Raw genomic sequence first — 19,272 nt, 5'->3', positions numbered from 1 at the left:
CGGCGCTCCGCCGGGCCGGGGAGCCGGGAGCGGGAGGGCCACGATCGTGGAGGGAGCGCACATGGCTACCGGCAACCCCGAGGGCAAGAAGCGGCCACCGGAGGAGCAGCGGCTGGGACCGGTGCTGAGGCGGCGGGGACAGGTCCAGGCCAGCACCACCGACCAGCGGCTGCTGGACGAGCGCGCCCCCACCGACTGGGTGCACACCGACCCCTGGCGTGTCCTGCGCATCCAGTCCGAGTTCATCGAGGGTTTCGGCACGCTCGCCGAACTCCCGCCCGCGATCAGCGTGTTCGGCTCGGCGCGCACCCCGGTCGACTCACGGGAGTACGAGGCGGGGGTGCGCCTGGGCCGCGGCCTGGTCCAGGCGGGCTTCGCCGTCATCACCGGCGGCGGCCCGGGTGCCATGGAGGCGGCGAACAAGGGCGCCTGCGAGGCCGGCGGCACCTCGGTGGGCCTCGGCATCGAGCTCCCCTTCGAGCAGGGGCTGAACCCCTACGTCGACATCGGGCTGAACTTCCGCTACTTCTTCGTCCGCAAGATGATGTTCGTGAAGTACGCGCAGGGGTTCGTCGTGCTGCCGGGCGGGCTCGGCACCCTGGACGAGCTGTTCGAGGCCCTCACGCTCGTCCAGACGCAGAAGGTCACGCGCTTCCCCATCGTCCTCTTCGGCAGCGCCTACTGGGGCGGCCTCGTCGACTGGCTCGAGAACACCCTGATCGCCGAGGGCAAGGCCGCCCAGGCCGACCTCACCCTCTTCCACGTCACGGACGACGTGGACGAGGCGGTGGCCCTGGTCTCCAAGGAGGCGGGCCGCTGACGGCGGACCGCCCCCGGCCCGCCGGGGGCCGGCGCACCCGCCGGCCCCACCGGGCCCCGCACACCCCGCACACCCCGCGCGCCCGCCGGGCCGCGGCGGTGTGCGCCTACGCCAGTCCGCGCCGGGCCACGGCCGGCGGCCGGTGCCCCGCGATGGACGCGACCATGTCCAGCACCTGCCGGGTCTCGGCCACCTCGTGCACCCGGTACACCTGCGCCCCCAGCCACGCCGACACCGCGGTCGTCGCCAGCGTCCCGAGCACCCGCTCCTTCACCGGCCGGTCCAGCGTCTCCCCGACGAAGTCCTTGTTCGACAGGGACACCAGCACCGGCCACCCGGTCTCCACCATCTCCCCGAGCCGGCGCGTCGCCTCCAGGCTGTGCCGGGTGTTCTTCCCGAAGTCGTGCCCCGGGTCGATCAGCACCGACTCGCGGGGCACGCCCAGGGCCACCGCCCGCTCCGCCAGCCCCACGGTCACCTCCAGGATGTCGGCCATGACGTCGTCGTACGTCACCCGGTGCGGCCGGGTCCGCGGCTGCGCGCCGCCCGCGTGCGTGCACACCAGCCCCGCCCCGTACCGCGCGGCGACCTCGGCGAGTGCCGGATCCACCCCGCCCCAGGCGTCGTTGAGCACGTCCGCGCCCACCGCGCACACCGCCTCCCCGACCTCGGCCCGCCAGGTGTCGACGCTGATGACCACGTCGGGGAAGCGCCGGCGCACCTCCGCGACGAACCCGACCGTGCGCCGCGCCTCCTCCTGCGCGGTCACCTCCTCGCCCGGGCCGGCCTTGACCCCGCCGATGTCGACGATCGCGGCGCCCTCGGCCACCGCCTGCTCCACGCGCGCGAGGGCCGGCTCGTCGCGGAACGTCGCCCCCTGGTCGTAGAAGGAGTCGGGGGTCCGGTTCACGATCGCCATGACCACCGGCTCGTGCGGGTCGAATTCCCGCCTGCCCAGCCTGAGCATCCCCTGTGACCTCTCTCCGTACGTCCTGGTCCCGACCGTCCGCGACCCTAACCGTCAGCCTCGCATGGCACGATCGGACCCTGACACATTCGGCTTCGACATCCGCGCCGGCGCCCGTCGCGCCGGCACCGACCCTGGGGACCCGCGATGGTTATGTTCTTCTTCCTGGTCGTCGCCCTCGCCGTCGTGGTCGCCGCGGTGACCCTCGCGGTGCTGGGCGGCGGCGAGGGCACCGGCCCGCTGCCGGAGGCGGCGCCCGAGCGGCTCCAGGACCCGCTGCCCCCGGACCGGCCGGTGCGGCGGGCCGACGTGGAGGAGATCCGCTTCCCGCTCGCCGCCCGCGGCTACCGCATGGCCGAGGTGGACGACGCCCTCAACCGCCTCGGCGCCGAGCTGGCCGAACGCGACGCGCGCATCGCCGACCTGGAGTCGGCCCTGGCCGGCGCGCAGGCCGCGGCCGCCCACGTCCACCTCGACAAGCCCGCGCGGGAGGAGCAGCAGTGACCGCCGGTGCCGCCGTCGCCGGCCCGGACGGAGCCCTGCGCTGCCCCTGGGCCCTGTCCGCCCCCGAGTACGTGGCGTACCACGACGAGGAGTGGGGCCGCCCGGTCCGCGGCGACGACGCCCTCTACGAGCGCCTCAGCCTGGAGGCCTTCCAGTCCGGCCTGTCCTGGATCACGATCCTGCGCCGCCGCCCCGGATTCCGGTCCGCCTTCGCCGGCTTCAGCATCGACGCGGTCGCGGCCTTCACGGACGCCGACCGCGAGCGGCTCCTCGCCGACACCGGCATCATCCGCAACCGGGCCAAGGTCGACGCGACCCTCTCCAACGCGCGCGTGCTCGCCGCGTGGGCGCCCGGCGACCTCGACGCCCTGATCTGGTCCCATGCCCCCGACCCGGCCGGCCGGGCCGTGCCGGGCACGCTCGCCGACGTCCCGGCGGTCACCCCGGAGTCCACCGCGCTGTCGAAGGCCCTGAAGAAGCGGGGCCTGCGCTTCGTCGGCCCCACGACGGCGTACGCCCTGATGCAGGCGTGCGGGCTGGTCGACGACCACCTGCGGGAGTGCGTGGCCCGGGCCGGCGGGCCGGGCGGCGCCTGACCGGGGTCCGCCGGACGGCGACCGGACCGGGGCCGCCCCGGCGCCGCAGCGGCCCCCGTCCACTCAGCGGCCGAGGTACTTCGGCCGCTCCTTGTTCACGAACGCCTGCACCGCGATGGCGTGGTCCTCGGACGACCCCGCCCGGGTCTGCAGCTCGTCCTCCTTCTCCAGGGTCTCCTCCAGGGAGTGGGTGAGGCCGTAGGCGACGGCCTCCTTGAGCGCCGCGTACGCCACCGTCGGGCCCTCCGCCAGCGCCCGCGCCACCTTCTCCGCCTCGGCCCGCAGGTCCGCGGCCGGGACGACCCGGTTGGCGATGCCCAGGTCGTGGGCGTCCTGCGCGGTGATGGTGCGGGGGAAGAGCAGCAGGTCGGTGGCCCGGCCGGGACCGACGACCCGGGGCAGGGTCCAGGAGATGCCGGAGTCCGCGGTCAGCGCGACCCCCGCGAAGGACGTGTTGAAGGCCGCCGTGTCGGCGACGATCCGGTAGTCCGCGGCCAGCGCGAAACCGAGGCCCGCCCCCGCGGCCACGCCGTTCACCGCGGCCACCACGGGCTTGGGCGCGTCCGCCAGCGCCCGCACGATCGGGTTGTAGTGCTCGCGCACGGTGCTCATCGTCTGCCCCGACCCGGACTCCCGGTCGGCGGCCAGCAGCCCGATGTGCTCCTTCAGGTCCTGGCCCACGCAGAAGGCGCGGTCCCCGGCGGCGGTCAGCAGCACCGCCCGCACCGCCCCGTCGCCGGCGGCGGAGCGCACCGCGTCCCGGAGGGCGACCTTGGTCGCGACGTTCAGCGCGTTCATCGCCTCGGGCCGGTTCAGCGTGATCGTCGCAAGCCCGTCGCTCACCTCGTAGAGCACGGTGTCGGCCATGGAACATCCCCTCCGGTGTCGCGGGTGGGACGTACCGCGCGGTACGTCCCGGGTCTGAAGGACAGCATGGCGGAGATCACCCGCACCGGACCGCACCGGAGGTGTGACCTGCGTCAAAGAATGTCGGCCGGTTTCCGGTCGGCGGAAGTCCGCGGGGGCGCGCAGTATCGCAGTCACATCCCCGAATTGAGTGGTTTTGCTCGCGCGCGTTGCCCAAGCGATGCCTACTGATGTTGGTCATCGGGTCCTGCAATGCGGGATAATGGCCAGGAAGCAATGTGTTCGATGCCGGTGTCGCGTGTCCCTCAGGACCGCCCTGCCCTCGATGGGCCGTCGGCTGACGGTGAGCGGGTTTCAGGAAGGGGAACGAGCATGGCGGCCATGAAGCCGCGGACGGGCGATGGCCCGCTCGAGGTGACCAAGGAGGGGCGGGGCATTGTCATGCGCGTTCCGCTCGAAGGCGGCGGGCGGCTCGTCGTCGAGCTGACCCCTGACGAGGCCGACGCGCTGGGCGACGCCCTCAAGAAGGTCGTCGGCTGACGCAAGCGCGACCATACCCCTTCGTCTGCCCCGGTGCCGCACGCGGTGCCGGGGCAGTGTCGTGCCGGTGCCCGGGCCCCGCTCGTGGCGCCGCGGGACGCGTCAGTGCTTGACCGCGCAGAGCAGCCCGTCGCCCACCGGCAGCAGCGACGGCACCAGGTCCGGGCTCTCGCGCACCGTGCGCAGCAGCTCCCGCAGCCGGAGCACCTCTGTGGGCTGCGGCCCCGAGTCCACGGTCCGCCCGTGCGCGAAGACGCCCTCGAAGACCACGAGCCCTCCAGGGCGCAGCAGGCGCAACGATTCAGCGAGATAGTCGGGGAACTCCAGCCGGTCGCCGTCGCAGAAGACCAGGTCGTAGCCTGCGTCGGCCAGGCGGGGCAGCACGTCCAGGGCGCGGCCCGGGATGAAGCGGGCGCGGTTGCTGGCGAAGCCGGCCGTCCGGAACGCCTGCCGGGCGAACTGCTGGTGCTCGGGCTCCGGGTCCACCGTGGTGAGGACGCCGTCCGGCCGCATGCCGTGCAGCAGGTGGATCCCGGAGACACCGGTCCCGGTGCCGATCTCGGCCACCGCCTTGGCGTCCACGGTGGCGGCGAGCAATCCCAGCGCGGCGCCCGTGCCGGGCGACACCGGGCGCAGCCCTGCCTCCCGGGCCCGCTCGCGGGCCCAGTGCAGCGCGTCGTCCTCGGCGACATAGGCGTCGGCGAACGCCCAGCTCGTCTGCCGGTTGCCGGTAATGGCCCTCTCCTGTCCCCATGGTTGCCTGGGCGTGACTGTATCCGTTGGCGTCGGGAACCCGCAGATGGGACCGGTCGTTTGAAGGGGGGAGTGAGAGGTGCGCGACCGACGGGGGGCAGGGCATGGATCGGAGCGGCGGAAAACCGCCGACGCGGACGTACGTGCCGCGCCCGCGCGCATCAAATTCTCGCAAAACCGCTTATCCGGAGCTAACGGGCGAGGTGGCTATGGTAGGGGCTCCACTGGACACCACCAGAGCCGACAGGGGAGGTGCGGCCGCGCCCGTGGACCGGGGAGGAGCGCTGAGGCGCCTTCTCGGGTCGGCGAGCAGGCCGAAATCCGTGAACGACACCGCTGCCGACCCCGGCCACGCCGCCGGCCACGACCGGACCGCGACCTTCTCCACCGACGCGGACGGGCAGGCGTGGACTCCGCCCACCTGGGAGGAGATCGTCAGCACCCACAGTGGCCGCGTCTACCGCCTGGCCTACCGCCTCACGGGCAACCAGCACGACGCCGAGGACCTCACGCAGGAGGTCTTCGTCCGGGTCTTCCGCTCCCTGTCGACCTACACCCCGGGCACCTTCGAGGGCTGGCTGCACCGCATCACCACGAACCTCTTCCTGGACATGGTCCGCCGCAAGCAGCGCATCCGGTTCGACGCGCTCGGCGAGGACGCGGCGGAGCGGCTGGCCAGCAAGGAGCCCACCCCGCAGCAGCTCTTCAACGACGCGCACTTCGACGCGGACGTGCAGCAGGCCCTGGACACCCTGGCTCCGGAGTTCCGCGCCGCGGTCGTCCTGTGCGACATCGAGGGACTGTCGTACGAGGAGATCGCCGCCACCCTGGGCGTCAAGCTCGGCACGGTCCGCTCCCGGATCCACCGGGGGCGGTCCCAGTTGCGCAAGGCCCTCGCCCACCGCTCTCCGGAGGCCCGTGCCACGCGCCGCAGCTTCGTGCCGCGCGTGCCCGCTCTGGGAGGAGGGGGCGCGACCGCGTGAGTGGATCACGAGTGAACGCCGCCGCGAGGCAGCTCGCGGAACAGCATCTGGGAGACCGGCTCTCCGCCCTGGTCGACGGGGAGCTCGGCCACGACACGCGTGAGCGCGTCCTCGCCCATGTCGCCACCTGCGCGAAGTGCAGGTCCGAGGTCGACGCGCAGCGCCGCCTGAAGAACGTGTTCGCCGAGGCCGCACCGCCGCCCCCCTCCGCAAGCCTCCTGGCCCGGCTCCAGGGACTCCCCGGGGGAGGCGACGGGCTGCCGGGCGGCTCCCCGCTGGACGCGGGCGCGCTGTCCGGCCGGGACGGCGTCTTCGGCGTGCAGCGGGACGAGCCGTTCGCCCTCCGCTACGTCCCCGCCGTACCGCACACCCCCCGGACCGGCCACGACCGCGGCTTCCGCATCCACCCCGTCGGCCGGCCCGACGCCGAGCGGGGCTCCTCGCGCGGGCTGCGCTTCGCGTTCGCCGCCGCCGGCGCGGTCTCGCTCGCGGCCGTCGCCCTGGGCGGTGTGACCACCGGCCTGCCCGGCGACGTGGCCGCGGAGGCCCGCAGCGGCTCCGGAGCGGGCAGCAATGCGACCCCGGCCCGCACCGCGGGCGGCCCGGCCGCCTCGGCGCCCGGGAGCCAGCGCCGCCGCTCCTCGGGCAGCCCCGTCGCGCCGCGGGGACAGCGGACCCCGGGCACCCCGGTGGTGCCGACCACGCTGTCCGCGCCGCTGCTGCCGGGGGTGCCGCCGGACACGGGGCGCACGCTGGACGCGCTGCCCGCGCTGACGGCCCCCGTGGTCGCCGGCGCCGCCGTGATGTCCCCGCTGATACGCCCGCTCACAGCGAACCCGCCGATCACCCTGACCGGATGGACGAGGGATCCGGAGTTCCGGACCCCGGGTCTGCTGGCCGCCCCCCTCTCCGGCCAGGTGTCCGCGCCGTCCTCCTCGGCCTCTCCCCACCGGGTCCCCTGACAGGCTCTGCGCACCGGCCCGCGAACCTGGTTGAATCCAGGTGGTCGCGCCCACGACCCCGGTCGGGGCGCGCAGTCGACGATGCGCGGCCACCGCCCACGAGCCGCGCCGCGGCCAGTTGCGGGGAGAGCATGAACGACGGGAAGCCCACGAAGTCCGCCCGTGCCAAGTGGTGGAAGCGGCCCGGGCCCCACGCCGCGGAGGAGGCGCGGGGGACCGCACCGCAGCCGGGCGGCGAGACCCCCGACGGCGACTTCGAACTGGCCCGCCCGGCCCCGGCCCACCCGAGCGAGGACGCCCCGGCGACCACCGGACCGACGGCGCCCACGGGGCCGGTGAGTGCCGTGAGTCCCGTGGGCGACCCGGCCGCCGGTCCGGCTCCCGACGCCGGACCCACCGACGGCGGTCACGACGGTGATTTCGAGCTGGCCCGTCCCTCGACGACACCGGCGCGGCCCTCCGCGGAGCCCCCGGCCCAGGCCGGCACGGCTCCGGCGCCCGAGCCCGCGGGATCGGGCGGCCCCTCCGCCCCGTCCGGCCCCTCCGCCCCGTCCGGGCCCTCCGCCCCGTCCGGGCCCTCCGCCCCGTCCAGGCCCTCCGCCCCGTGCGGCTCTTCGGCCGGGGTGGGCGCGCCTCCGGCCGAGGGTCCGGGCGGGAGGCCCGCGGAACCCTTGGGCGGCGAGCAGCGCAGTCCGCTGCACGAGCCCGACCCCTACCCCACGCCTCCGTACGGCGAACCCGGTCCATGGGCGCCCGCTCCGCCGGTGCAGCACCCGTCGATGCGTCAGGCGCCGCCCGCCCCACCGCCGGTGGACCGGCCGTCGCCGGACCGGCCGCCGACGGATCGGCCGCCGACGGATCGGCCGTCGCCGGACCGGCCGCCCGTGGACGCGCCGCCCCTCGACCGGCCGCCCCTGGCGTCCGGCCACGACGCGCTGCCCGCGGCACCCCCGGCCTCCTCCGGCCCCGTGCCTCCGCCGCGCGCCACCCCGGACGCCGGGGCCCCCGCCGGGCCGCTCCCCGGCCCGCCGGATGAGGCCGTGGGTGCGATCGGCGACCCGCGCCGCAACAGCGCCCCGGCGGCGGCCGACGCCCCTGACGCCGCTCCGCAGCCGCGTGCCGAGGCCGCCTCCCACGGCGGGGCCGCCGGGTCGGGTCCGGGCCTGCAGGACCCTTCCGCGGGGCTGCAGGACACCACGCCGCCCGACGCCCCCGACGCCGTACCGCAGTCGCGTGCCGGGGCCGACCCGCACGGTGCGGCCGCCCCGGCGGACGCGGGCCCGCAGGACGCGCCCGAAGGGCCGCCGCCCGCCGCACCGCCGGGCCCGGCCGCCGATGCCGCCTCGGTACCGCCGCCGGCCGACGCCTGGCGCCGCTACGACCCCTGGGCCGCCCCGGCGGCAGGGCCGCTGCAGGCCGACGGTGCCGGGCTGGACGGCCCCGCGCTGCGGCGCAGGCGGGTGCGGCGCGCGCTGGTCGGCGGGGCCGTGGCGCTGGCCCTGGCGTCCGGGGCGCTCGGCGGGCTCGCCGGGGCCTACATCGAACGCAACGGCGGCGTGGGGGCCGTACAGCTGCCGCAGGCGGGCAGGGAGCCCGCCGGGCGCGCCCCCGACAGCGTCGCGGGGATCGCCGCCCGCGCGCTGCCCAGCGTGGTCACGCTCCACGTCACCGGCTCCGACGAGCAGGGCACCGGCACCGGCTTCGTCCTCGACTCGCTCGGCCACATCCTCACCAACAACCACGTCGTGGAGTCCGCGGCCTCCGGCGGCGCCATATCGGTGACGTTCAGCGGCGGCCAGACCGCGAAGGCCGAGATCGTCGGCCGCGACTCCGGCTACGACCTCGCCGTCGTGCAGGTCCACGGGGTGCGCGGCCTGACCCCGATCCCGCTGGGCAACTCGGACAACGTGCAGGTGGGCGATCCGGTCGTCGCCATCGGCGCCCCCTTCGACCTCGCCAACACCGTCACCTCCGGCATCATCAGCGCCAAGGAGCGGCCCATCACGGCCGGCGGGGAGAAGGGCGACGGCAGTGACCTGTCCTACGTGGACGCCCTCCAGACGGACGCGCCGATCAACCCCGGCAACTCCGGCGGACCGCTCCTGGACTCCCGGGCCCGGGTCGTCGGCATCAACTCCGCGATCCGCTCCGCCGACAGCGGGTCCGACCTCCGGACCGGCCAGTCCGGCTCCATCGGCCTCGGCTTCGCCATCCCGGTCAACCAGGCCAGGCGGGTCGCCGAGGAGCTCATCAACACCGGTCACGCCACCCACCCGGTGATCGGCGTGACCCTGGACATGAACTACACGGGCGACGGCGCCCGGGTCGGCGCCAAGGGCCGCGACGGCGGGCCGGCCATCACCGCCGGGGGCCCGGGCGCCCGGGCCGGCCTGAAGGCCGGGGACGTGATCAGCGAGGTCGAAGGGGCGCGGGTGCACTCCGGCGACGAGCTGATCGTCAGGATCCGCGCCCACCGCCCCGGCGACCACCTCCGGCTGACCGTCGTCCGGGACGGGCGCAGGCGCGCGGTCACCCTCGTCCTCGGCTCCGCCCACGGCACCTGACCTCCCGGGGCGGCCGCGCGGACCGGGACGGACCGCCGTCCCGGCGGTGCGCCCGCGGGCCTCGGTGGCCGGAATCCGACCTGCGTCGCGCGGCTCGGAACGCCGTGTGCCGCCCCGTAAGGCAAACAACCCGAAAAACCCGTCGTGTACATGCGGCCGCAGCCCCTGGGACGGTACCGGTCGGACATCCCGGCCGGGTACCGTGGACGCGGCCCGGACCACGGACGACCGCACCATCGGCCCCGAGGGCCGAGGACCGCGGACACGCGCAAGGAGCTTCAGGTGTTCAATGACGTAGGACCGCTCGAGCTGGTGACGCTCGCCGTCCTGGCCGTCCTCGTGTTCGGTCCGGACAAGCTCCCCAAGGCCATCCAGGACGTCATGCGGACGATCCGCAAGATCCGCGAGTTCTCCGAGAGCGCCAAGCACGACATTCGCAGCGAACTGGGACCGGAGTTCAAGGACTTCGAGTTCGAGGACCTCAACCCGAAGACGTTCCTCCGCAAGCAGCTCGACAACGAGGACCTCGGGCTGAAGGAGATCCGCAACGGCTTCGACCTCAAGAAGGAGATGGCCGAGGTCACGGACGCGGTGCACAGCCGCGACACCGACTCCCGGTCCCGGAACGGCGGCGGCCGCGTCGACATGACCAAGCGGCCCGAGGACATCGGCCGTGACGAGCGCCCGCCCTTCGACGCCGACGCCACCTGACACCCGACCGGCCCCCGTCGGCGTGACGCGTTTCATACCGCGCACGCGCCCCGTACAGCCCGATCACGCCGTCGGCGCGACCCACGCGCCGGTCGCCTTCCCGACGCTCACGGGCGGGGTGGTTATGCTGCCGAGTTGTTGTGCGGACCGGACGAGTACGCCCGTAGGGGGGCGGGCCGCCCCGGTCCGACGAGAGCGAGGAGGCGTCACATGGAGACGACGAGCAGGACGGTCGCGCACGCACCGGCCGGGGACGGCGGACCGCAGTCCGCCTCCGTCCGGCGCCCGGTCGACGGCTACCTGCTGGCGCCCTTCCCCTGGTACGGCCTCGACGAGGCGTTCACGGGCCCGCGCTGGCTGATGCAGGTGGGGACCTCGGCCGACGGCGCCGTGGAGCACGGCTCGATCGGCCACGGCGACGAGCCCTCGGTGCGCAACGAGTTCGTGTCCGGCTCGGTGGACGAGACCAAGGAGAAGTTCGCGGTCGTGGTCACCGTCGCCGCCAGCCCGGTGCGCCGCAGCGCGGACGGCACGGGCCTGCTGGAGGCCACCTCGGTGTCGTCCGCGGCCTGGCTCGCCGGAGTGGGGCTGCTGTCCTTCACCTGGCCCGGCCAGATGGACCACAGTCTGCGCGACGACTGGCTGGAGCAGCAGACGGAGACGGCCTGGGTGCTGGCCGACGACCTGTCCGGCCCGGACTGGTCGACGCTCTCCCTGCCCGTGGACGGCGTCCCGGCCTCCTTCCACTACCGGGAGTCCGAGTTCGGCTGGGTGCTCGCCGGATCCACCCGGCAGGGCGTCCACGTGGGCGCGTACGGCCGCGGCATGAGCGCCTACGGCCTCGGCTTCGCCACGGTCGAGGACATCGCGGCCTACGCCTAGTCCCCCCGGTCGGCGCCCGGGCGCCGCGACGCACGACGAGGGGCGCCGTCCGGTCGGGACGGCGCCCCTCGTCGTGTGCGTCGGGGACGCTCAGAACGTGTTCCTCAGGTGAAGCAGGCTGTGACGGTCGGTTCCACGGCTCGAGGCAGCCGCTTCGGGGCGAGCCTCTGAAGTGATGGCCGCAGCGTCGTGCTCTACCGGGCATATCCACGGACTGCGCCGCACTGCGGCGGCTCGGGGCGCGGGAGCGCTCCGCGGCGCGTGGCTGCGGGGCGCCCTGTCGGGTTCAGTCGACCCGCTGCCCGTCGTGCATGCCGCCCTTGCAGTAGTTGCCCGCCTCATTGATCGCGGGCGTTCCGCCGCCCTGCCTGCACTCGGAAGGGGTGACGTAGGAGGGGGCGCCCTGTGCGGTGGCGGTGGCGGCGCCTGTGAGGCCGAGTCCGGCGAGGGCTGCCGTGGCGATCACGGCGGCGAGGATTCGTCGAGTGCCCATGTGGTTCCCCTTTCACGGATTGCCTCGGTGGGGCACTAGTCAGTTTGATCTTCACCCATGTGGGTGGCACGTCATGTTGCGCCATTCGGGTGACAGTGCCGTCGGGTGCGGGGCCGGTGACGCGACCCGTCGGGCAGGCCGAGGACGAGACGGCCACGAGTGGAGCCCCTGTGCCGTCCGTGGGCCGTCGAAGCGTGCTCAACGACGACCGGTGCTGACGAACGTCGACGGCTCCGCCGCTGGTCAGAAGGTTGACCCATGACGGAGCCGCAGATCGCCGGCGTGCGGTCTCAGAACTTGTTCCTCGGGGTGATGCCCAGGGACAGGCCGGACAGGCCGCGCTGCCGGCCACCGAGCTTCTCGGCGATCGAGCGCAGCGCCGAGCCGGCCGGGGAGTCCGGATCGGTCAGCACCACCGGCTTGCCCTCGTCGCCGCCCTCGCGCAGGCGCACGTCGATCGGGATGGAGCCGAGGACCGGCACCGTGGTGCCCGTGGTGCGGGTGAGGCCGTCCGCCACGAGCGCGCCGCCGCCGGTGCCGAACACGTCGACCATCTCGCCGCAGTGCGGGCAGGGCAGCCCGGACATGTTCTCGACCACGCCGACGATCTTCTGGTGGGTCTGGACCGCGATGGCGCCCGCCCGCTCGGCCACCTCGGCCGCCGCCTGCTGGGGCGTGGTGACGACCAGGATCTCCGCGTTCGGCACGAGCTGCGCCACCGAGATCGCGATGTCGCCGGTGCCCGGCGGCAGGTCGAGGAGCAGCACGTCCAGGTCGCCCCAGTACACGTCCGCGAGGAACTGCTGGAGGGCGCGGTGCAGCATCGGGCCGCGCCAGACGACCGGCGCGTTGCCCGGGGTGAACATGCCGATGGAGATGACCTTCACGCCGTTCGCCGACGGCGGCATGATCATGTTCTCGACCTGGGTGGGACGGCCCTCGGCACCCAGCATGCGGGGCACGCTGTGGCCGTAGATGTCGGCGTCCACGACGCCGACCTTCAGGCCGTCGGCCGCCATCGCCGCCGCGAGGTTGACCGTCACGGACGACTTGCCGACACCGCCCTTGCCGGAGGCGACGGCGTAGACCCGGGTCAGGCTGCCCGGCTTGGCGAAGGGGACCTCGCGCTCGGTCTGGCCGCCGCGCAGGGCGGACGCCAGCTCGCGGCGCTGCTCGTCGCTCATGACGTCGAGCGTGACGTCGACGCGGGTGACGCCCTCGACCCGCGCGACCGCGTCGGTCACGCGCTGGGTGATCGTGTCGCGCATCGGGCATCCGGAGACCGTCAGGTACACGGTGACCGCGACCGCCCCGTCCGCGCCGATCTCCACCGATTTGACCATGCCGAGTTCGGTGATGGGTCGGTTGATCTCGGGGTCGTTCACCGTCGCCAGTGCTTCGCGCACCGCGTCTTCCGTAGCCATAAGGACGATGGTACGGCGCTCCGCGGCGGCCCAGGGACCCCCGTCAGCGGTCGTCCATGTCACGTCCGCCCGGGTGTTCCGCCGGGAATACACCGGCCTCGCGGTGGCCGTCGACCTGCAGCTCCTCCAGGTCCTTGACCATGTCCTGCAGTTCCGAGCGGATCCAGTCGCGGGTGGCGACCTCGCCGAGGCCCATGCGCAGCGCGGCGATCTCGCGGGTCAGGTACTCGGTGTCGGCGATCGACCGCTCGTTCTGCTTGCGGTCCTGCTCCAGGTTGACCCGGTCCCGGTCGTCCTGGCGGTTCTGCGCCAGGAGGATCAGCGGGGCGGCGTAGGAGGCCTGCAGCGACAGCACCAGCGTCAGGAAGATGAACGGGTACGGGTCGAAGCGCAGATGACCGGGCGCGGCCACGTTCCAGGCCACCCAGGCGATGATCACCACCGTCATCCAGACGATGAACCGCCCGGTGCCGAGGAAGCGCGCGATGCGCTCGGACAGCCGCCCGAAAGCCTCCGGGTCGTACTCGGGCAGCAGCCTGCGCCGGGGCGGACCCGGCTGGTCCAGCCGCGTCGTCCGCGGCCGGGTGGCGGCGGTGGCCCCGATCGGGACCCGCTCGCGGCCGGTGTCGCGCTCAGGAGCCATGGGCGGGCGTCCCCTCGTCCAGGTGGAACTCCGTCTCGCGCCAGTCCTCCGGCAGCATGTGGTCCAGGACGTCGTCCACCGTCACCGCGCCCAGCAGCGACCCCGACTCGTCGACGACGGGTGCCGCCACCATGTCGTACGTCGCGAAGAACCCGGCGACGACCGGCAGCGCGGCGTCCGGGGACAGCGGCTGGAGGTCCTGGTCGGCCAGCGACGACACCAGCGTGTAGGGAGGGTCGCGCAGCAGCCGCTGGAAGTGCACGGTGCCCAGGTACTTCCCGGTCGGGGTCTCGTCGGGCGGGCGGCAGACGTAGACCTGGGCGGCGAGCGCGGGGGAGAGGTCGGGGTTGCGCACCCGGGCCAGGGCGTCGGCGACGGTGGCGTCCGGGCGCAGCACGATCGGCTCCGTCGTCATCAGGCCGCCGGCCGTGTGCTCCTCGTACGACATCAGCCGGCGCATGTCGGCCGCGTCGGAGGGCTCCATCAGGTTCAGCAGCCGCTCCTTGTCCTCCTCCGGCAGCTCGCCGAGCAGGTCCGCCGCGTCGTCGGGGTCCATCGCCTCCAGGACGTCGGCGGCGCGCTCCTCCTGGAGCTTGCCGAGGATCTCGATCTGGTCGTCCTCCGGCAGCTCCTCCAGGACGTCGGCGAGGCGGTCGTCGTCGAGGGCGGCGGCCACCTCGGCCCGCCGTTTGGCGGAGAGGTGGTGCAGCACGTTGGCGAGGTCGGCGGGGCGCAGCTGCTCGAAGGTGGCGAGCAGGTTCTCCGCGCCCTGGCCGTGCTCCTCCAGCGAGAAACCGGTGACCGCGGACCACTCGACCGTCAGCGTCTCGCCCCGGGCGCGGCGGAAGGCGCCGGTGCGGCGGCCCTTGCGTACGAAGACGCGGTCGATCTCCCAGTCGCGGCGGGCCGGCAGCTGCTGCACCGACACGTCCAGGACCGTGACCTCCTCGTCCGTACCGGCGAGGCGCACCCGTCGGTCGAAGAGCTCCCCGAACACGAGCCGCTCGGTGGGCCGCTGCTCGAAGCGCCGCACGTTGAGCACGCCGGTGGTGATGACCTGGCCGGACTCCACGCTCGTCACGCGGGTCATGGGCAGGAAGATGCGGCGCCGGGTGGCCAGTTCGACGACCAGTCCGAGCAGGCGGGGCGGCTTGCGGCCGACGCGCAGCATGACGACCAGGTCGCGGACCCGTCCCACCTGGTCGCCCGCCGGGTCGAAGACGGCGACGTCGGAGAGGTGCGAGACGAAGATCCGGGGGGCGCCCGCTGCCATGGCGCGCCTCCTTTGCGTGGTGCGTGGTGCCTGGTGCGACTACTGGTGAGGGGTGGGTCCCTTTTCCCCGATTGCCCGCTCGGGTGGGCTTCAGGCTAGCCCGTCCCGTTCGGATACGCCCTGGTGAGGGGTCCGGACGGACTGGCTCCGACGGTGCCCCGCGACCCCGGTACGCTGCGTGTGCCGCTCCGGACATCCGCCAGAAAGGCAGCCCCGCCTGTGACTGCGATCCCCCAGGGCCGACCCGGCCGGGCCGTCCTGCCGAGCGCGCTGTGCGCACTGGCCGTCCTGGCAGCGGCCGCCACGGGCTGCGCCGCGGACGACCCGGACGCGGGCACCAACGGCGTGGGGAAGCTGCCTCCGCAGCAGATCCAGTCCCGCACCCGTGCGGCCGCGGACTCCGCGGACACCGTGCACCTGTCCGGAAACGTCGTCAGCAACGGGCGGGCCTACCGCCTCGACATGCGGCTGAAGTCCGACGGCGGCACCGGTTCGGTCACCTCGCAGGGCGTCACCTTCGGTCTGCTGCGCATCGGCAGCCAGCTGTACCTGAAGGCGAACGCGGCCTTCTGGAACCACGCCGACGGCGACGGCAAGGACTCCGCGACCGCGGACAAGCTGGACGGCAAGTACGTGAAGGTGCCGCAGGGCGACCCCGCGTACAAGCGGTTCAGCGGCTTCACGGACAAGAGGCTCCTCCTCGACGGCCTGCTGACCCTGCACGGCACGCTCGCCACGGACGGCCACCACGAGCAGTCCGGGGTACGCACCGTCCGCGTCACCGGCGACAAGGGCTCCGGCGGCACCCTGGACGTCTCCCTGACCGGACGGCCCTACCCGGTCCGCCTGGTGCGCGCGGGCGGCGCCGGCACCCTCGGGTTCACCGACTGGGGCAAGGGGTTCGCCCTGTCCGAGCCGGACCAGGGCGAGACGGTCGACTACGGCCACCAGCTCCCGGGGGCCTGACACCCGGCCGCGCCGGGACGCCCGGACCGCCGGCCGCGCCGATGCCGGAGCCTCGTGCCGGGGACCCTGCGGACCTGCGAACGCGGCGCACCGTGCGGCCGCGGGGACACCATGCCCTGGTGCTGTGGCCGAGAAGGTTCACCGGCTCGCGACGCCCGGCACGGCACCTCACCGCGTCGTCGCCTCACTCGAGTACCTCCCCGTACGCGGGCGAGGCTCCGCCGTGCGACGCTCCCCCCAGCACAGGACGCGCGGGAGGTGCCCCCAGCACCGGACGCCGCGGGCTTCCCGGCACACCTTTCCGGCCACAGCACTAGCCGCGCCGGCGCCTGCGGAACAGCAGCCGGGGGAGTCCCGCGGGGACCGGCCTGCGGGTCGTCGCCGGCGTCGGCAGCGGGGCCTCGGACAGCGGGCCGTCCGGCAGCGGGGCGGTCGTCCCCGTCGGCTCGAGCCGCAGCACCCGGCACTCGCGCGCCCACCGCTCGGGCACGGCCTCCGCGTCGGACGCGTTGAGCCGCTTGCCCTTCAGCTCGGCCACGGTCTCCTCCCACGCCGGGGTGCCGGGCGCCAGCTCCTCGACCCGCGCCGTCCAGGCGACCAGCCGGCCGCCCTTGTCCTTGCTGCGCACGGTCACCTCGGCCGTGGCCCCGTCGGCGAGCCCCGGCAGCGGCTGCTCGCCGGGTCCGTCGCCGACCAGGCAGGCCGCGCCCCCGTGCCAGACGTGCCACAGGGCACGGGCGGGGGATCCGGGGCCCTGCACCCAGATGAGGCCGGACTTCCTGGTGGCCTCCTCGACGAGGGCCTGGTCGAGCAGCTCGCTGGTCATGCGGGTAAGCCTAGCGAGGCCGCCCTACAGCCAGCCGTTCCGCTTCAGCGTGCGGTGGATGCCGAGGCAGATGACGACCGTGATGCCCATGATCACCGGGTAGCCGTACTTCCAGTGCAGTTCGGGCATGTGGCGGAAGTTCATGCCGTAGACCCCGCAGACCATCGTCGGCACGGCGATGATGGCGGCCCAGGACGTGATCTTGCGCATGTCCTCGTTCTGCGCGACCGACGCCTGCGCCAGGTTGGCCTGGAGGATCGAGTTCAGCAGCTCGTCGAAGCCGACGACCTGCTCCTGCACCCGTGCCAGGTGGTCGGCGACGTCGCGGAAGTACTTCTGGATGTCGGGGTCGACCAGCCGCATCGGACGCTCGCTCAGCAGCTGCATGGGGCGCAGCAGCGGCGCCACCGCACGCTTGAACTCCAGGATCTCGCGCTTGAGTTGGTAGATGCTTCCGGCGTCGGTGCCGCGCGGGGAACCCTTGCGGCCCGGCGAGAACACCTCCGTCTCCACCTCGTCGATGTCGTCCTGGAGGGCGTCGGCGACCGCGATGTAGCCGTCCACGACGTGGTCGGCGATGGCGTGCAGCACCGCCGACGGGCCCTTGGCCAGCAGTTCCGGCTCGTCCTGGAGGCGGTGCCGCAGCGCTCGCAGCGAGCCCTGGCCGCCGTGCCGCACGGTGATGAAGAAGTCCCGTCCGGTGAAGCACATCACCTCGCCGGTCTCGACGACCTCGCTGTTCGCGGTGAGCTGGTCGTGGTCGACGTAGTGGATCGTCTTGAAGACGGTGAACAGGGAGTCGTCGTAGCGCTCCAGCTTGGGCCGCTGGTGGGCCTGGACCGCGTCCTCCACGGCCAGCGGGTGCAGGCCGAACTCGGCCGCGATGCCCGCGAATTCGCTCTCCGTCGGCTCGTGCAGCCCGATCCAGACGAAGCCGCCGTCGCGCCGCACCAGGCGCATCGCCTCCTGCGGGCCGAGCGGCCTGCCGGTCTCGACGCGCGCGCCGTCGCGGTAGACGGCGCAGTCGACGACGGCGGAGGGCGTGGCCGGGTCGCGCGTGGTGTCGTAGGTGCCGGTGTCCTTGCCGCGCGGCGCGGGGCGGGACGGTCGGACCGCGGCGCGCAGGTCACGGATCATCGACATGGCAGGGCTCCTTCGCAACGGGCAGCAGGCGACGAAAGGGCCGCTACGACGGGTGGAACTGCCCGGAATGGGGACGTCCTGAGCACGGATGGGTGTCCGGCACGTCCGCAAAGCGGGGAGCACCGCACCGTCGCGGTGGCGCGTTCCGTCGCCGGATCGGCTGCCGAAAGGGATCGGACAGATCAGGCACAACGAAACGAAGCGCTCTTCCGCGATGACACGGGATGCGGGAGACGACCGCCGGCGGGAAACCGGGTCGGATGCATCAGCGGCCGGAAGAGCGGGTGGTACTGCACGGTCGACTTCGATCCATGACAGCCCCACCTCCTCCGGCCGGTCCCTCGTGAGGGACGATCCACGCCCTTGTTGAAAAGGGTGCCCCCGAAGGGGAAATCCAACGGTGCCGGGACTGGATGGGCGACGCTTCTGCGTGCTGCCCCGACCACCGGCCCAGAGTATCAGTCGGCCGACGTGTCAAGGCGCCGCTTTGCCCGGCACTGACGAGTTCTATGCTCGCCGCATGGCTGATGTACTTCCTCTGGTCGAGGCCCGGTTGCGGTCCGCGCTGGGCGGGCCGGACGCGCGGGCCGCGGTCACCTTCCTCGGCACGGACCGCATCGAGGTGCTGCGCTTCCGGGACGACGGCCGGGAGGGCGCCCTCGTCCGGTACGCCACGCTCGGCATGTCCGCCCACCCCATGACGGACCCGACGGCGCCGGTCGCCGACCCCGTCAAGGGCCCGCGCGCCGAGCTGGTCCTCACGGTCCGGGCCGGCCTTGCCGACACGGACAAGGTGCTCCGCGCGCTCGCGGTGCTCGCCGCCTCCCCGCAGGTCGAGGGTGTCGTCGTGGCGCCGGGCGCCTCGCTCGACGTCGGCGGCCCGCTGTGGCCGGGCGCCCCCTTCACCTCGGTCCTGGTGGCCGAACCGGGCGGCCTGGTGGAGGACCTGGAGCTGGACGCCCCGCTGGACCCGGTGCACTTCCTGCCGCTACTGCCGATGACGCCGAACGAGGCCGCGTGGAAGCGGGTGCACGGCGCGCAGGCCCTCCAGGAGCGCTGGCTGACGCACGGCACGGACCTGCGGGACCCGGCCCGCGCCGAGGTCCCGCTGTCCTGAACCGAGCCCGCCGTGCGCCGGGTCGGCCGGCGGGCACGGAGACGCCGTCCTCGGCGGCGCGCTGCGGCCGGAGCTCCTCCGCCTCGTGGGCGAGCCGCCGCCCGTCCCGGCGCCGAGGGGGTTCCGCAGGTGCTCCGGTGCGCACGGGAGGGGGTGGCGTATGCACACAGTAAGTGAGCGTTGCTCATCAGTGTGGTGCTCATCTGCAGGGGGCCCGTGGAGCGGACGACCGGTTCGG

20 protein-coding genes are annotated in these 19,272 nt (G+C 73.9%); 11 read left to right on the top strand and 9 right to left on the bottom strand.

Annotation, left to right across the window (positions count from 1 at the left end):
• Nucleotides 1–61 precede the first annotated feature (61 nt).
• Nucleotides 62–820: an LOG family protein gene (locus tag P3H78_RS05315; protein ID WP_276107591.1), complete on the top strand. Its 759-nt coding sequence runs from the start codon at nt 62–64 to the stop codon at nt 818–820.
• Nucleotides 821–926: 106 nt separating this feature from the next.
• Here the strand turns inward: P3H78_RS05315 and folP are convergent, their stop codons facing one another.
• Nucleotides 927–1,787, bottom strand: coding sequence for a dihydropteroate synthase (gene folP / locus P3H78_RS05310; RefSeq protein WP_276107590.1), 861 nt, complete (start codon nt 1,785–1,787; stop codon nt 927–929).
• Between the two features lie 147 nt (nt 1,788–1,934).
• On the opposite strand from folP, the gene P3H78_RS05305 reads away from it, so the two are divergent.
• Together P3H78_RS05305 and P3H78_RS05300 are read left to right on the top strand one after the other, a co-directional pair.
• Nucleotides 1,935–2,291, top strand: coding sequence for a DivIVA domain-containing protein (locus tag P3H78_RS05305; RefSeq protein ID WP_276107589.1), 357 nt, complete (start codon nt 1,935–1,937; stop codon nt 2,289–2,291).
• Nucleotides 2,288–2,887 (top strand): DNA-3-methyladenine glycosylase I, encoded by a 600-nt coding sequence (locus tag P3H78_RS05300; RefSeq protein ID WP_276107588.1) that lies wholly within the window; start codon nt 2,288–2,290, stop codon nt 2,885–2,887. Before P3H78_RS05305 ends, P3H78_RS05300 begins: the two co-directional genes overlap by 4 nt.
• Nucleotides 2,888–2,950: 63 nt before the next feature.
• Here P3H78_RS05300 and chcB read toward each other — a convergent pair whose 3' ends face one another.
• The gene (gene chcB, locus P3H78_RS05295) at nt 2,951–3,754 is read right to left on the bottom strand and encodes a 2-cyclohexenylcarbonyl CoA isomerase (protein ID WP_276107587.1); all 804 of its coding nucleotides are present in this window, start codon (nt 3,752–3,754) and stop codon (nt 2,951–2,953) included.
• 372 nt (nt 3,755–4,126) lie between these two features.
• Here chcB and P3H78_RS05290 point away from each other — a divergent pair, with 372 nt between their 5' ends.
• The gene (locus tag P3H78_RS05290) at nt 4,127–4,294 is read left to right on the top strand and encodes a DUF3117 domain-containing protein (protein ID WP_003966491.1); all 168 of its coding nucleotides are present in this window, start codon (nt 4,127–4,129) and stop codon (nt 4,292–4,294) included.
• Between the two features lie 102 nt (nt 4,295–4,396).
• Here the strand turns inward: P3H78_RS05290 and P3H78_RS05285 are convergent, their stop codons facing one another.
• Nucleotides 4,397–5,095, bottom strand: coding sequence for an O-methyltransferase (locus tag P3H78_RS05285; RefSeq protein ID WP_276107851.1), 699 nt, complete (start codon nt 5,093–5,095; stop codon nt 4,397–4,399).
• 161 nt (nt 5,096–5,256) lie between these two features.
• Between P3H78_RS05285 and sigE the strand changes: the two genes are divergently transcribed.
• From sigE to P3H78_RS05260, 5 genes are all read left to right on the top strand, one after another.
• Complete coding sequence (gene sigE / locus P3H78_RS05280; RefSeq protein ID WP_276107586.1) at nt 5,257–6,030, top strand: RNA polymerase sigma factor SigE; 774 nt, start codon at nt 5,257–5,259, stop codon at nt 6,028–6,030.
• Complete coding sequence (locus P3H78_RS05275; protein ID WP_276107585.1) at nt 6,027–6,992, top strand: zf-HC2 domain-containing protein; 966 nt, start codon at nt 6,027–6,029, stop codon at nt 6,990–6,992. The genes sigE and P3H78_RS05275 overlap by 4 nt, the downstream gene beginning before the upstream one ends.
• Before the next feature lie 779 nt (nt 6,993–7,771).
• Nucleotides 7,772–9,556 carry a S1C family serine protease gene (locus P3H78_RS05270; protein ID WP_438827912.1) on the top strand — a complete coding sequence of 595 codons (1,785 nt, stop codon included), beginning with the start codon at nt 7,772–7,774 and terminating at the stop codon, nt 9,554–9,556.
• A 282-nt stretch (nt 9,557–9,838) separates the two neighbouring features.
• Nucleotides 9,839–10,267, top strand: a complete 429-nt coding sequence (locus tag P3H78_RS05265; RefSeq protein ID WP_276107584.1) for a sec-independent translocase — start codon at nt 9,839–9,841, stop codon at nt 10,265–10,267.
• A 210-nt stretch (nt 10,268–10,477) separates the two neighbouring features.
• The gene (locus P3H78_RS05260) at nt 10,478–11,149 is read left to right on the top strand and encodes a hypothetical protein (protein WP_276107583.1); all 672 of its coding nucleotides are present in this window, start codon (nt 10,478–10,480) and stop codon (nt 11,147–11,149) included.
• Between the two features lie 286 nt (nt 11,150–11,435).
• Here P3H78_RS05260 and P3H78_RS05255 read toward each other — a convergent pair whose 3' ends face one another.
• From P3H78_RS05255 to P3H78_RS05240, 4 genes are all read right to left on the bottom strand, one after another.
• Nucleotides 11,436–11,642, bottom strand: coding sequence for a hypothetical protein (locus P3H78_RS05255; RefSeq protein ID WP_276107582.1), 207 nt, complete (start codon nt 11,640–11,642; stop codon nt 11,436–11,438).
• Between the two features lie 290 nt (nt 11,643–11,932).
• On the bottom strand, nt 11,933–13,066 hold the full coding sequence (locus P3H78_RS05250) for an Mrp/NBP35 family ATP-binding protein (RefSeq protein WP_276107581.1): 1,134 nt from the start codon (nt 13,064–13,066) through the stop codon (nt 11,933–11,935).
• 43 nt (nt 13,067–13,109) lie between these two features.
• Complete coding sequence (locus tag P3H78_RS05245) at nt 13,110–13,709, bottom strand: DUF1003 domain-containing protein (protein ID WP_276107580.1); 600 nt, start codon at nt 13,707–13,709, stop codon at nt 13,110–13,112.
• Nucleotides 13,699–14,982 (bottom strand): magnesium transporter MgtE N-terminal domain-containing protein, encoded by a 1,284-nt coding sequence (locus P3H78_RS05240; RefSeq protein WP_276107579.1) that lies wholly within the window; start codon nt 14,980–14,982, stop codon nt 13,699–13,701. Before P3H78_RS05240 ends, P3H78_RS05245 begins: the two co-directional genes overlap by 11 nt.
• 219 nt (nt 14,983–15,201) lie before the next feature.
• On the opposite strand from P3H78_RS05240, the gene P3H78_RS05235 reads away from it, so the two are divergent.
• Nucleotides 15,202–15,948 carry a hypothetical protein gene (locus P3H78_RS05235; protein ID WP_276107578.1) on the top strand — a complete coding sequence of 249 codons (747 nt, stop codon included), beginning with the start codon at nt 15,202–15,204 and terminating at the stop codon, nt 15,946–15,948.
• 313 nt (nt 15,949–16,261) lie between these two features.
• Here the strand turns inward: P3H78_RS05235 and P3H78_RS05230 are convergent, their stop codons facing one another.
• Both P3H78_RS05230 and P3H78_RS05225 read right to left on the bottom strand, forming a co-directional pair.
• Nucleotides 16,262–16,774 carry a hypothetical protein gene (locus tag P3H78_RS05230; RefSeq protein WP_276107577.1) on the bottom strand — a complete coding sequence of 171 codons (513 nt, stop codon included), beginning with the start codon at nt 16,772–16,774 and terminating at the stop codon, nt 16,262–16,264.
• A 24-nt stretch (nt 16,775–16,798) separates the two neighbouring features.
• Nucleotides 16,799–17,917: a magnesium and cobalt transport protein CorA gene (locus tag P3H78_RS05225; protein WP_276107576.1), complete on the bottom strand. Its 1,119-nt coding sequence runs from the start codon at nt 17,915–17,917 to the stop codon at nt 16,799–16,801.
• A gap of 520 nt (nt 17,918–18,437) precedes the next feature.
• Here P3H78_RS05225 and P3H78_RS05220 point away from each other — a divergent pair.
• Nucleotides 18,438–19,034 carry a suppressor of fused domain protein gene (locus P3H78_RS05220; RefSeq protein ID WP_276107575.1) on the top strand — a complete coding sequence of 199 codons (597 nt, stop codon included), beginning with the start codon at nt 18,438–18,440 and terminating at the stop codon, nt 19,032–19,034.
• The last annotated feature ends 238 nt before the right edge of the window (nt 19,035–19,272 follow it).

This window comes from Streptomyces tropicalis, from assembly GCF_029269835.1.
In the GTDB taxonomy this organism is placed as follows: domain Bacteria; phylum Actinomycetota; class Actinomycetes; order Streptomycetales; family Streptomycetaceae; genus Streptomyces; species Streptomyces tropicalis.
This window is presented reverse-complemented; position numbering and strand designations above follow the sequence as displayed.

Bases quoted from the DNA above. Each gene is read 5' to 3' on its own strand.
- P3H78_RS05315 (WP_276107591.1), top strand. From the start codon at position 62: ATGGCTACCGGCAACCCCGAGGGCAAGAAGCGGCCACCGGAGGAGCAG.
- folP (WP_276107590.1), bottom strand. From the start codon at position 1,787: ATGCTCAGGCTGGGCAGGCGGGAATTCGACCCGCACGAGCCGGTGGTC.
- P3H78_RS05305 (WP_276107589.1), top strand. From the start codon at position 1,935: ATGGTTATGTTCTTCTTCCTGGTCGTCGCCCTCGCCGTCGTGGTCGCC.
- chcB (WP_276107587.1), bottom strand. From the start codon at position 3,754: ATGGCCGACACCGTGCTCTACGAGGTGAGCGACGGGCTTGCGACGATC.
- P3H78_RS05290 (WP_003966491.1), top strand. From the start codon at position 4,127: ATGGCGGCCATGAAGCCGCGGACGGGCGATGGCCCGCTCGAGGTGACC.
- sigE (WP_276107586.1), top strand. From the start codon at position 5,257: ATGGTAGGGGCTCCACTGGACACCACCAGAGCCGACAGGGGAGGTGCG.
- P3H78_RS05270 (WP_438827912.1), top strand. From the start codon at position 7,772: ATGCGTCAGGCGCCGCCCGCCCCACCGCCGGTGGACCGGCCGTCGCCG.
- P3H78_RS05260 (WP_276107583.1), top strand. From the start codon at position 10,478: ATGGAGACGACGAGCAGGACGGTCGCGCACGCACCGGCCGGGGACGGC.
- P3H78_RS05255 (WP_276107582.1), bottom strand. From the start codon at position 11,642: ATGGGCACTCGACGAATCCTCGCCGCCGTGATCGCCACGGCAGCCCTC.
- P3H78_RS05250 (WP_276107581.1), bottom strand. From the start codon at position 13,066: ATGGCTACGGAAGACGCGGTGCGCGAAGCACTGGCGACGGTGAACGAC.
- P3H78_RS05245 (WP_276107580.1), bottom strand. From the start codon at position 13,709: ATGGCTCCTGAGCGCGACACCGGCCGCGAGCGGGTCCCGATCGGGGCC.
- P3H78_RS05240 (WP_276107579.1), bottom strand. From the start codon at position 14,982: ATGGCAGCGGGCGCCCCCCGGATCTTCGTCTCGCACCTCTCCGACGTC.
- P3H78_RS05230 (WP_276107577.1), bottom strand. From the start codon at position 16,774: ATGACCAGCGAGCTGCTCGACCAGGCCCTCGTCGAGGAGGCCACCAGG.
- P3H78_RS05225 (WP_276107576.1), bottom strand. From the start codon at position 17,917: ATGTCGATGATCCGTGACCTGCGCGCCGCGGTCCGACCGTCCCGCCCC.
- P3H78_RS05220 (WP_276107575.1), top strand. From the start codon at position 18,438: ATGGCTGATGTACTTCCTCTGGTCGAGGCCCGGTTGCGGTCCGCGCTG.